Annotated in this window: 13 protein-coding genes and 1 tRNA gene; 2 read left to right on the top strand and 12 right to left on the bottom strand. The window is 56.6% G+C overall.

What is annotated here, in order from left to right; all coding sequences use genetic code 11:
- Window positions 1-31 precede the first annotated feature (31 nt).
- Together COHPA_RS0120185 and nrdR are read right to left on the bottom strand one after the other, a co-directional pair.
- A tRNA-Ala gene (locus COHPA_RS0120185) sits at window positions 32-107 on the bottom strand.
- A 77-nt stretch (window positions 108-184) separates the two neighbouring features.
- Window positions 185-646, bottom strand: coding sequence for a transcriptional regulator NrdR (gene nrdR / locus COHPA_RS0120180; RefSeq protein ID WP_027087958.1), 462 nt, complete (start codon window positions 644-646; stop codon window positions 185-187).
- Window positions 647-763: 117 nt separating this feature from the next.
- Here nrdR and COHPA_RS0120175 point away from each other — a divergent pair, with 117 nt between their 5' ends.
- Window positions 764-988: an alpha/beta-type small acid-soluble spore protein gene (locus COHPA_RS0120175; RefSeq protein ID WP_027087957.1), complete on the top strand. Its 225-nt coding sequence runs from the start codon at window positions 764-766 to the stop codon at window positions 986-988.
- A gap of 100 nt (window positions 989-1,088) precedes the next feature.
- Here the strand turns inward: COHPA_RS0120175 and COHPA_RS0120170 are convergent, their stop codons facing one another.
- From COHPA_RS0120170 to polA, 5 genes are all read right to left on the bottom strand, one after another.
- On the bottom strand, window positions 1,089-1,661 hold the full coding sequence (locus COHPA_RS0120170) for a lytic transglycosylase domain-containing protein (protein WP_027087956.1): 573 nt from the start codon (window positions 1,659-1,661) through the stop codon (window positions 1,089-1,091).
- Window positions 1,661-2,254, bottom strand: a complete 594-nt coding sequence (gene coaE / locus COHPA_RS0120165; protein WP_027087955.1) for a dephospho-CoA kinase — start codon at window positions 2,252-2,254, stop codon at window positions 1,661-1,663. Before coaE ends, COHPA_RS0120170 begins: the two co-directional genes overlap by 1 nt.
- Before the next feature lie 14 nt (window positions 2,255-2,268).
- Window positions 2,269-2,952 carry a sporulation membrane protein YtaF gene (gene ytaF, locus COHPA_RS0120160; RefSeq protein WP_027087954.1) on the bottom strand — a complete coding sequence of 228 codons (684 nt, stop codon included), beginning with the start codon at window positions 2,950-2,952 and terminating at the stop codon, window positions 2,269-2,271.
- Between the two features lie 115 nt (window positions 2,953-3,067).
- Window positions 3,068-3,979: a DNA-formamidopyrimidine glycosylase gene (gene mutM, locus COHPA_RS0120155; RefSeq protein ID WP_027087953.1), complete on the bottom strand. Its 912-nt coding sequence runs from the start codon at window positions 3,977-3,979 to the stop codon at window positions 3,068-3,070.
- A 45-nt stretch (window positions 3,980-4,024) separates the two neighbouring features.
- On the bottom strand, window positions 4,025-6,694 hold the full coding sequence (gene polA, locus COHPA_RS0120150) for a DNA polymerase I (protein WP_027087952.1): 2,670 nt from the start codon (window positions 6,692-6,694) through the stop codon (window positions 4,025-4,027).
- A gap of 235 nt (window positions 6,695-6,929) precedes the next feature.
- Between polA and COHPA_RS0120145 the strand changes: the two genes are divergently transcribed.
- Window positions 6,930-7,406 (top strand): cupin domain-containing protein, encoded by a 477-nt coding sequence (locus COHPA_RS0120145; protein WP_027087951.1) that lies wholly within the window; start codon window positions 6,930-6,932, stop codon window positions 7,404-7,406.
- Between the two features lie 311 nt (window positions 7,407-7,717).
- On the opposite strand, the gene phoU is transcribed toward COHPA_RS0120145, so the two are convergent.
- Genes phoU through pstC form a run of 5 tightly spaced genes read right to left on the bottom strand, consistent with a single transcriptional unit; the run spans window position 7,718 to window position 11,746 of the window.
- Window positions 7,718-8,377 carry a phosphate signaling complex protein PhoU gene (phoU, locus tag COHPA_RS0120140; protein ID WP_035121512.1) on the bottom strand — a complete coding sequence of 220 codons (660 nt, stop codon included), beginning with the start codon at window positions 8,375-8,377 and terminating at the stop codon, window positions 7,718-7,720.
- A gap of 21 nt (window positions 8,378-8,398) precedes the next feature.
- A complete protein-coding gene (pstB, locus tag COHPA_RS0120135; protein WP_027087949.1) occupies window positions 8,399-9,160 on the bottom strand; it encodes a phosphate ABC transporter ATP-binding protein PstB in 762 nt (253 codons plus the stop codon).
- Between the two features lie 28 nt (window positions 9,161-9,188).
- Entirely contained in the window at window positions 9,189-9,947 is a 759-nt protein-coding gene (pstB, locus tag COHPA_RS0120130; RefSeq protein WP_027087948.1) for a phosphate ABC transporter ATP-binding protein PstB, read from the bottom strand.
- Window positions 9,948-9,959: 12 nt separating this feature from the next.
- Window positions 9,960-10,847, bottom strand: a complete 888-nt coding sequence (gene pstA, locus COHPA_RS0120125; protein WP_027087947.1) for a phosphate ABC transporter permease PstA — start codon at window positions 10,845-10,847, stop codon at window positions 9,960-9,962.
- Window positions 10,844-11,746 (bottom strand): phosphate ABC transporter permease subunit PstC, encoded by a 903-nt coding sequence (pstC, locus tag COHPA_RS0120120; protein ID WP_027087946.1) that lies wholly within the window; start codon window positions 11,744-11,746, stop codon window positions 10,844-10,846. The genes pstA and pstC overlap by 4 nt, the downstream gene beginning before the upstream one ends.
- Between the last annotated feature and the right edge of the window lie 4 nt (window positions 11,747-11,750).

The raw sequence follows: 11,750 nt of genomic DNA, 5'->3' as shown, positions 1-11,750 counted from the left end.
TTACGACTGTAAGGGTTTCGGCATTTTAATTTGGTGGACCTTAGCGGGATCGAACCGCTGACCTCTTCGCTGCCAGCGAAGCGCTCTCCCAGCTGAGCTAAAGGCCCGAAACTAGCGACAAAAATGAGTTTATCACAAGGCTGCCGGGACTGTCAATCGCGAATCGCATGAAAATCGCAACCCCTTAAATGCCGTGTTTATTCATTAAACCGTTCAGCTCTTTCAGGAACATGTTGATGTCTTTGAACTGACGGTATACCGAAGCGAACCGCACGTACGCGACCTCGTCCAAACTATACAACCGCTCCATCAACAGCTCGCCGATGATCTGGCTCTCGACTTCCGGTTGCGCCGTATTGCGGACTTCGCGCTCGACGTCGGAGACGATCACTTCAAGCTGGCCCACGGATACCGGACGCTTCTCGCAAGCCCGCAGCAATCCGCGCAGCAGCTTGTCCCGGCTGAATTCTTCGCGGCTGCCGTCCTTCTTGATGACCATCAGAGGCGTCTCCTCGATCGTCTCGAACGTCGTAAACCGGCGGCTGCACTTCTCGCATTCCCTGCGGCGGCGGATCGACTTGTTCTCGTTGGCCGGCCGCGAATCCAGAACTTTCGTACCGCTATAATCGCAATAAGGACATTTCATATGCTCCGACAGACTCCTTCGACATAATAAAAAAATCGCGATTCCCAACCCTTACCTTACATGTTCGAACGCAATACGCACATAATACCTTTACCAACCGCAAGGAGGTGAACAACAATGGCTAGCAACAACAACGGTAACAGCAACCAATTGCTCGTCCCTCAAGCGACAGGCGCATTGAACCAACTGAAATTCGAAGCTGCGCAAGAGCTAGGTATCGCGATTCCACAGGACGGATACCAAGGCAATATGACCACGAAGGATAACGGATCGATCGGGGGCCATATCACGCGCAACCTGGTTCGTATCGCCGAGCAGCAACTTGCAGGCGGCGTACGTTAATCCATTCGGATGGATGAGGAAGCACTTAATATCAAGGAGGTCTTGAAGCGAATTTCGCTTCAGGACTTCCTTTTCCTATTTTACCACGTATTTCTACAGATTACAGCGTCTCGTACAAATCCCGATATTTCTTATAGTAATACAGGACGCGCTGCACGTAATGTCTGGTCTCTCCGTACGGTATATCGCTTAGACGCGACTCCGTGCCGTCCCAGCTCCCGTCGCCCAGCCAGCCTTGAACTTTGCCCAATCCCGCGTTGTAAGCCGCCAAGGTGAGCGGAAGACTGCCATCGAACTCTCTGCTCAAGTATTTTACGTAATAGGCCCCCATTAGAATTCCGATTCGGGCTTCCTGCGCGGCTTGTTCGGCCGTGACGTTCTTGAAATCGCCCTGCGACAATATTTCTTGCGCCGTCTTAGGCATCACCTGCATAATCCCGACCGCGCCTTTAGGCGAAACCGCGGAATGCTTGTAATTCGATTCGACGCGTATAATGGCCGCGAGCAGCATCGGATCGAGATTGTACTTCGCAGCGCCCGCCTTAATCTCCTCTTTGTACGAGATCGGATAGATCAACCGTCCGAGCCAGTCCGACTGCACGAACAGAAGGCCAAGCACGATCAACAACAACGGCAGCACGATGCGTCTTCGCCTTTTATCCTTTTTACTCATCAGACCCCCCGTTCTCGCCGCCATCGATCGATTTGCGCTTCGGTGTGCGCCAAGTCCGAGCTATTGTCGATCACGATATCCGCGAGCGCTTTCTTATCTTCAATGCTCATCTGTGCCGCGAGCCGGCGCTCCGCATCCTCTTCGGACAGTCCGTCCCGGTTCATCAGCCGTTTCAGTTGCTCCTCTCTCGGCACGTACACGAGCATAATTTGTTCAAAATAAGATTCCAGCTTCGATTCGAACAACAGCGGTACGTCCACGACGACGAGTTGATCCGGATGGCTGCGTTCGCGCATGTCCATCCGCTCCTTCATGACCGCGCGTATGGCCGGATGCAGAATCTCTTCCAACGCTCTGCGCTGCGCCTCGTCGGCGAACACGATGGAGCCGAGCTTCTTGCGATCCAGCGTCCCGTCTTCCCGCAGAACGGCTTGTCCGAACCGCTCCGCGACGCGCGCCAATGCAGGCTGCCCGGGCTCGACGACTTCCCGGGCAATTAAGTCTAGATCGATCACATAAGCTCCGCGCTCCGCCAGAAGGTTCGCCACCGTGCTTTTCCCCGTGGCGATGCCTCCCGTCAATCCGATGTTCATCGTATCTCTTCCTTCTAGAACATTTTGAATATCCCCATCGCGATGAGAATAATACCCGGCAGCATCGAGAGCTGCCGTACCCACCGGATGCCCGACGCCCAGAAGCCGACCCTCGTTCCCATCCAGAGGAAAAGCCCGCTGGAGGCAGCGATCAGCAAAGCCGTGATCCCAGGCTGAAAACCGACCAAAGCCGCGCCGATACCGGCACCGAACGCATCGAGCGACAGCGCCGCGCCGAGCAGGAAAGCTTCGCCCGCGCTGATCGTGCCCGAACGATCCACGTCGGCGACCGACGGCGTGCGCAAGATCTGAATCATAATGCCGAAGAGCCGAAGCTCGAGCGTCAGAACGGCAACCCGATCGGGCGGATCTCCGGCTGCCGAATCGACAACCGCCGGCTTCGCAGGCCCTTCCTTCTCGTTATCCCCATTCGTCAGGAACCGATACAAGGCCCATGACCCGATCGCGATCAAGATGCCGGCGCCGATCATCGAAGCGCCGTGCGGAGACAACCAACCGCTCATCGCTACGCCGACCATCATCGACAGCAGAATGATGAGTCCCGAACATAAGGCGATGATGAAGATCGATAGCACCGGTATTTTGATTTTACGTATGCCGTACGTTATGCCGACTCCGAAACCGTCCAAACTTACGGCGAACGCCAGCAATAAGATCGAAGCAAGATGTGCAAGCATGACTGCGTTCCTCCTGCGCGGATGCGTTCCCGCCCGTCTGCCGGGCGGTCTACGTTCATCCTATGCACGCTTTCGGAGGAATGCCCCGCGTGTTTGCTCGATTGCAGGCGAATGCCTACTTCTTCCGCTTTCCGTCCAACCGTTGCTTCACCGCGTTCGTTCCCGCAGCGCGGCTGCGAACCGCCGCTCCGGTCTTCCCGCGGCGCTTCTGGCAGACCGGACACACATGCGTCCCCCTGCCCCCGACGACGGATTTCTCGATCAACGTTCCGCACCGGTCGCAAGGTTCGCCGGTTCTGCCGTAAGCGCGAAGGCGATGCTGGAACATCCCCATCTCGCCTTGCCCGTTTACGTAGGACTTGATCGACGAGCCTCCCGCTTCGACGGCGGCGGACAGCGTCCGTACGATCGCCGCGTGCAGCCGCTCCAGTTCTTGCGTCTTCAGCAGATCCGCTTCCGTCTCCGGGTGAATTCCCGCTTCGTGCAGCGCCTCGTCCACGTAAATGTTGCCGAGTCCGACGATCACTTCCTGGTTCAGCAACAGCGGCTTAATCTTCGTCGACCTCTTGCCGATCGCTTGGCGGAACGCCTCGAACGTGAACGACTCGTCGAGCGGCTCTATTCCAAGCTTATTCAGCGGCGCGGACGCTAATTCTTCCCCGGGCGAGAATAGATGCATCGTACCGAACTGGCGCACGTCTTTATATCGCAATTCCGTCCCGTCGGTAAAATGAAAAATAACGTGCGTATGCGGCTCCATCGGTTCTTCCTGCTTATACAGCCCGTACCGTCCCTCCATCCTCAGATGAGAGACGAGGACGAGTCCGTCGAGGAGCAGCCGGATGAACTTCCCCCGCCGCTCGACCGATTGGAACGTTCTTCCCGCAAGCCGGACTTCGAACAGGTCCGGATCGGCCGGCCGCTGGATGATCCGGGGCAGCTTCACGCTGACGCGGTCGATCCGCTTGCCTGCGATCAATTCGTTTAACGTACGACAGACGGTCTCGACCTCCGGCAATTCCGGCATCGCTCTAATCCACCTTTCTCGTGTTGCTAACGCCGCGCCGCGGCTTTATTTCGCTTCGTACCAGTTCATGCCGACGCTGACGTCGGCGACGAGCGGCACGTCCAGCTTCATCGCGGACGCCATCGTCTCCGGCACGAGCTTCTCCATAACGGCGAGCTCCTCTTCCGGCACCTCGAATACGAGTTCGTCATGCACCTGCAGCAGCATGCGGCTCTTCAGTCCGCGCTGCCCGATCGCGTCGTTCATCCGAAGCATGGCCAGCTTGATGATATCCGCCGCCGTCCCTTGAATCGGCGTATTCATCGCCGTCCGTTCCGCGAACGACCGCAGGTTGAAATTGGACGCTTTAATATCCGCCAGGTATCTACGGCGTCCTTGCAACGTCGTCACGTAGCCGTCTTGTCTCGCTTGCTCGACGACCGTGTCCATATAACGCCGCACGCCGGGGAACGCCTGAAAATATTGCTCGATAAACTCGGCCGCCTCGCGCCGCGTAATGTTCAAGTTCTGCGATAAGCCGTAATCGCTGATTCCGTACACGATGCCGAAGTTGACCGCCTTCGCTTGGCGGCGCATATTCGCGTCGACCTGGTCGGCGGAGACGCCGAATACGTCCATCGCCGTCTTCGTGTGTACGTCCAGCTCCTTGACGAACGCTTCCTTCAGCCCTTCGTCGCCGGAGATGTGCGCAAGCACGCGCAGCTCGATCTGCGAGTAGTCGGCGGCCAGAATGCGCCAGCCCGGCTCGGCCGGCACGAAAGCCTTGCGAATTTGCCGCCCTTCCTCCATCCGGATCGGAATGTTCTGCAAGTTCGGATATTGGCTGGACAGCCGTCCGGTCGCCGCGATCGTCTGCCGGTAGTACGTATGGATTTTGCCCGATTCGGGACGAATTTCTTTCAGCAAGCCCTCGATGTACGTCGATTGCAGCTTCGTCAACTGACGGTATTGCAGGATTTGGCGAACGATCTCGTGGTACGGCTCCAGCTTCTCCAGCACCTCGGCGTCCGTCGAATAGCCGGTTTTCGTCTTCTTGATGACCGGCAAGCCCAGCTTCTCGAAGAGTACTTCGCCCAACTGTTTCGGAGAGCCGATATTGAATTCGAAGCCCGCCAGTCGATGAATCGTCGTCATCATCTCTTCGATGCGGCGTTCGAACTGCGAGCCCAGGTCCTGCAGCGCGGAAGCCTGGACGGACACCCCTTGCTTCTCCATGCCCGCGAGCACGATGGAAAGCGGCTGCTCGAGCTCGTAGAACAACTCGTGCATGCCGAGCTCCTCAAGCTTCGCGGACTGCGAAGGCTTCAAGCGGCGAACCGCATCCGCCTTCGCAGCCAAGTGACCGGACAATATGTCGGCGTCAGGCACATGGAACTTCGCGCCTTTGCCGTACACCGATTCGTCCGATGGAATCGACGACAAGCCATGCTTTACGAGCAGTCCGTTCAGCGACAGATCGGTGTCGGTCGGATCGAGTACGTACGCGGCCATCTGGACGTCGAACGACTGTCCTTTCAATTCGATACCGGACCAAGCAAGCACGAGCTGCGTCCGATGGAAGTCGTAGCCCGTCTTCGGCGCGTCGGCGTTGCCGAACCATGAGATCAACGGTCCCGCATCGCTCGTCTTCAACAGCGAGTACGGAATCGTGAACACCTGAGTCCCGGCTGCGATCGCGATACCGATCCCTTCGCTCTGGTGAGGGTTGTCTCCGATCGCTTCCACGTAGAAAGACTCGGCCTGCGGGAGCGCATCGTTCAATCCGCTCCAGCCCACTTCTTCCACGCGAACGACATCGAACGCGTCGGCCTGTTCCACGCCTTCCGCGTCTTGAACCTCCGCGCCGCCGAGATCGAGCCGCTCGACGAGCGATTTGAACTCCAGCTTGCGCAGCGCCGTTCCGAGCGTTGCCGCGTCATAACCGGCATAGGTAACGTCGTCTACGGTATGGGTTAGCGGCACCTCGCGGAAGATCGTCGCCAGTTGCTTGCTCATCCGCGCGCTATCGCTGTGCTCCACGACTTTCTCGCCCAGCTTGCCTTTGATCTCGCCCGCGTGCACGAGTACGTTCTCGACCGAGCCGTACTCGTGCAGCAGCTTAAGCGCCGTCTTCTCGCCGACGCCGGGAATGCCGGGAATGTTGTCGCTCGTATCGCCCATAAGCCCCTTCAGATCGATAATCTGCGCAGGCGTAAGTCCGTATCGCTCCCCGATCTGCGCAGGGTCGTACCGTTCCACTTCGCTGACGCCTTTGCGGGTCAGCAGCACGGTGACGCGATCGCTGGCCAGCTGCAGCAAATCTTTATCGCCCGATACGACGACGACGTCGCGTCCATCCGCTTCCGCCTGCTTCGACAGCGTGCCGATGATGTCGTCCGCCTCGTACCCCGGCAGCTCGAACTGCGAGATCGAGAACGCCTTCAGCAGCTCTTTCAGTACCGGGAACTGCTCCTTGAGCTCCGGCGGCGTCTTCTCGCGTCCGCCTTTGTAGTCGGCATAACCCTCGTGCCGGAACGTTACCTTGCCCGCGTCGAACGCGACGAGCACGTGCGTCGGTTTCTCTTCCTCCAGCACCTTGAGCAGCATCGTCGTGAATCCGAAAATCGCGTTCGTCTGCAAACCGCTGCTGTTCGTCAGCGGCGGAAGCGCGAAGAAAGCGCGGAATACGATACTGTTGCCGTCGATCAATAATAGCTTGTCCTTCGGGTTACCCATGAGCGCCCACCCCGCCAGTTCGACTGTTTAAACAACCATACAGCCATTTTACCATAGTGTTGCAGGGGTCGCACGGCTCTGGATACCCTCGCGGATATTGACAGATTATTACATGGAAGCGATTATATAAATGATATTTATTTTTACATCCGCAAAATCGGGAGGAGGTGCCTATAACAGCTGGACGTAAGAAGATATAACGAATCAAAACAAACCTATTGTTAGGAGGATATTCATGGCGATTCAACCGATTTGCACGCAAGTTAATGATACGAATACGTTTAAGTTCTTAGGCAACACCTCGTCTCTGCTGGTGAGCGGCGATGAGACGGACGGACAATTCGCCATCTTGCAGATGGTGGAGACCAAAGGCTGCGAACCGCCTCCGCATGTCCATCACAGAGAAGATGAATCTTTCTTTATCTTGGAAGGCGAGATCGAATACACGATCGGCGATAAAGTCTATCATGCGAAACCGGGCACTTATCTGTTCGCTCCGCGCGGCATCGTTCATAGCTTTCGACTGGAGACGAACGAAGCGAAGTATATCGTCACCGCTTACCCTGCCGGATTCGATAAGTTCGTTAAGGAATTGGCGGTCCATCTTCCGGGCCCTCTGCTGCCGGGACCCGGGCTCCCTCCCAACCCGGAGGATGTGGGACTGCTGGTCTCGACAGCCGCCAAGTACGGCATAGATATTCTGGGCGGTTAGCTGGAAAAGCAAATCAGGATGGGCCACGGTGATATCCCTGTCCCATCCTGATTTTATTACAAGGAACTTCATCGTCGATTGCAAAATCCATGGCGGGAAGCTACATGAACAATGAAGCATTTCACCCAACGGGCATGCCGGCTCTTCGTTCCACGACGGGCCGCTCGATGCCCGCTTGTCCATCTCGATCGGCTCCCGATAATCTATGTTCATCACCTTATCGCTTCGCTGTAAAGACAACGTTTTCGTTCCGTTAACGAGGCGCAAAAAAGAGCCCATCCGACACGGATCGACTCTTCCTATGCGGTTCGTTATTGGTTCAAATCCGGGCGCGTGCCGGTGACGAGGTAGACGACGCTCTCGCTGATGTTCGTCGCATGGTCCGCGATCCGCTCGATATAGCGTCCCACGAAACTGAGCAGCATCGCTTGACCGACCGTCTTCGGATGCTCGACCATAAGCGCGAACAGCTCGCGGAGGATCTGCGCGTACAACGCGTCGACTTGGTCGTCGTCCTTGGCGCTTTTATAAGCAAGATCGACGTTCTCGTCCACGTAGGATTGCACGGACTCTTGAATCATGACGCTTACGATATCCGCCATGCGGGGCAGATCGAGCAGCGGCTTGATCAGCTCCTGTCCGTCCAGCCTAAGCACGGCCTTCGCGATATCGACCGACAGGTCGCCCATTCGCTCCAGATCGGATGAAATTTTGAAGGCGATCAGAATGCGGCGCAAATCCTTGGCTACAGGCTGCTGCGTAGCGATCAGCTTCGCTCCGATCTCGCTGATCCTCTCTTCCATCTGGTTCAGCTCGGAATCTTCGGCAACGATCTTCTGCGCGGTCGCGATATCGACGTCCTTGAGCGCCTTCATCGATCTCGTCAGCGCATTATCCACTCTCTCGCCCATTTCGGCAAGAATCTTCTGCATCTCTTCCAGTCCAAGATCGAACTCTTTGCGTTTAACCATCATTCTCGATTCCCCCCGGTATCAGCCGAATCTTCCGCTAATGTAGTCTTCCGTGCGTTGGTCGGTCGGATTGGAGAACAGCCGCTCCGTCTCCGCGTATTCGACGACTTCCCCGTTCAGGAAAAACACGGTCTGCTGCGATACGCGAGCCGCTTGGTGCATATTGTGCGTGACCATCACGATCGTATAGCGGTCCTTAAGCTCCTGCGCCAATTCTTCGATCTTCAGCGTCGAGATCGGGTCAAGGGCCGACGTCGCCTCATCCATCAGCAGAATATCCGGTTCGACGGCTAGCGCCCGCGCGATGCACAAGCGTTGCTGCTGGCCGCCGGAAATACTTAACGCCGAGCGTTTCAGATGGTCCTTCACTTCTTCCCACAACGCCGCCGAACGCAAGCTCGTCTCGACGATTTCGTCCAGCCTGCGGCGATCGGTAACGCCGTGGAGGCGAGGGCCGTAAGCGATATTGTCGTAGATCGACTTCGGAAAAGGATTCGGCTGCTGGAACACCATGCCAACGCGTTTGCGAAGCGTCTCCACGTCCACCTCGTTCGAGTAGATGTCGGTTCCCGCGATCGCTACTGTCCCGTCGATCCGCGTACCGGCGATCATATCGTTCATCCGGTTGAACGTGCGAAGCAGCGTCGATTTGCCGCATCCGGACGGCCCGATGAACGCGGTAATCGCCTTCTCCGGAATGTCCATGGATACATTCTTCAGCGCATGGAAATCGCCGTAATATAAGTTCAGATCGTTGATATCGATGATTGCGTTCGCAGTCATGGTCCTATCCCCTGTTCGAAAGGATGATTTATCCGAAACGACCCGAGATGTAGTCGCTCGTTTCCGCTCTTTCCGGATCCGTGAACATTTTGTCCGTCGAATCGTACTCCACGACTTGGCCGGTCAAGAAGAACGCCGTTTTCTCCGACACCCTGGCCGCTTGATACATGTTGTGCGTAACGATTACGATGCAGAATTCCCGCTTCAGTTCCGAGATCAGCTCTTCGATCTTCGCCGTAGAGACGGGATCGAGCGCGGAAGCCGGTTCGTCCATCAGAATCATGTCGGGCTTCACCGCGATGGAGCGCGCGATGCACAGCCGCTGTTGCTGTCCGCCGGACAACGCCAGCGCGGATTTGTGCAGGCGATCCTTCGTCTCGTCCCACAGAGCCGCTCTCGTTAGCGATTCCTCTACGATTTCGTCCAGCTTCTTCTTGTTCTTCACGCCGTGGTAGCGAGGTCCGTAAGCGATGTTCTCGTAGATCGATTTGTGAAAAGGATTCGGGCGCTGGAACACCATGCCGATCTTCTGGCGAATCGCGACGACGTCCGTGCCCGGAGCGTTGATGTCGCGGTCCTTCATCCAGATTTCCCCGGTTACTTTGCAGTTCGGAATAAGATCGTTCATCCGGTTCAAGCTGCGCAGGAACGTCGATTTGCCGCATCCCGACGGACCGATCAGCGCCGTTACCGACTTGGCCGCGAAGTCCAGCGAGACGTTGCGGACCGCGCCGTGGGCTCCGTAATGCACGCTTAAGTTTTTAGCGGATAGGGCGATTTCTGCCATGGTAATTCCCCCCTATTTCGTGGCTGTAAATTTACGGTGCACATAGCGGCCTAGCATCCGAGCGCCTAGATTGAATACGAGCACCAGGATGACGAGAACGGCGGAAGCTCCCGCGGCGATTTCCGGCGTATCGGGCGCGATGCCTTCGGAATTGACTTTCCATATATGAACGGCGAGAGTCTCGGCAGGACGGAACGGATTGAGAGGAGATACCGCGTCCAGCGGATTCCAATTCGTGAAATCCAGTCTCGGGCTGCTCATGCCGGCCGTGAACATCAACGCGGCGGCTTCGCCGAATATACGTCCTGCCGCAAGAATCGTTCCTGTCAGGATAACCGGAAGCGCGACGGGCAGCATAACCGAACGAATCGTTGTCCACTTCGATATGCCTAGAGCGAGACTCGCCTCTTTCTGGGACAAGGGTACGCCCTTCAATCCTTGCTCCGTAATGCGAACCATAAGCGGCAGGTTGAATACGGTGAGCGCGAGCGCGCCCGAGAACAGAGAGAATCCGAAGTCGAAAAAGTTAACGAACACGAGCAATCCGAACAAACCGACGATGATAGACGGAAAAGAAGACAACACTTCGACGACGAGACGAATGAACCCGGTCATTTTGTTCGGCTTGGCATACTCGCTCATGTAGATGCCCGCTCCGATCCCGATCGGGATCGTTATGATCATCGTAAGCACGAGCAGGAACACCGAGTTGAACAACTGCGGACCGATGCCGCCGCCTTCGCGAATCGTCTGGGGAGGCGACGTTAGGAACTGCCAGCTGATATGGCTGACGCCGCGAACGAGTATATAACCTAACAAGCTGGCAAGCAGAAGGACGATGAATGCCGCGATGCCAATGAAGACGCCTGTCGCGATTTTATCGACGGTTTTGGCTTTCACAGTTTCGATCTCCTTTCCAGCATGCGGATAATGAATACGAACACGAACGTCATCAGCATCAAGATCAGCGCCAGCGACCAGAGCGCGTTATTATGAACCGATCCCATCGACGTGTTGCCCATGCTGAGCGTGATGGCGCTCGTCAGCGTGGAAGTCGATTCGAATAAGGAATGCGGGATGTGCGGGGCGTTGCCGATGACCATTTGAACGGCCAGCGCTTCGCCGAACGCTCTCGCGATGCCGAGCACGATGCCCGTCATTTGCGCGGGCAGCGTCGTCGGAAGCACGATGCGGGATATCGTCTGATAACGGGTGGAGCCGAGCGCGTACGAGCCTTCCTTAAGTCCCGCGGGCAGAGCGGCGAGCGCATCCGTTGCGATTGTCGTAATGGTAGGTAGAATCATGACGGCGAGCACGACGGCGCCTGCCGCGATTCCGATCCCTTGACCGGGGAACGTATCCCGGAAGAAAGGAACGATGACGCTAAGACCGACGAAGCCGTATACGACCGAAGGAATGCCGGCGAGCAATTCGATAACGGGCTGCATATATTTGCGGCCGAATTTCGGAGCGATTTCGACCATGAACACCGCCGCGCAGAAACCGAGCGGAGCCGCTATGATCGCCGCTAGAATGGAAGTGCTGAAAGAACCGAAGATGAACGGCAATGCGCCGAACAACGGGATATCCGCTTCCGGATTCCACTTCAAGCCCGTCAGCAGATCGCCGACGTTAACGCCGTTTACGAGAAAGGTGCTAAGCCCTTTGGAAGCGACGAAGTAAACCATCGACGATATCGTGATGACGAGGAACATAATGCAAACGAAGGTGTAAGCCTTCCCGACCCATTCCTCCGTAAGATGCGGCTTCCCTTCTAGTCGATCGTAAGACTTAGCCATAAAC

The sequence above is a fragment of the Cohnella panacarvi Gsoil 349 genome (assembly GCF_000515335.1).
In the GTDB taxonomy this organism is placed as follows: Bacteria; Bacillota; Bacilli; order Paenibacillales; family Paenibacillaceae; genus Cohnella; species Cohnella panacarvi.
Note: the sequence above shows the minus strand (reverse complement) of the source record. Positions and strands in the feature narration are given on the sequence as shown.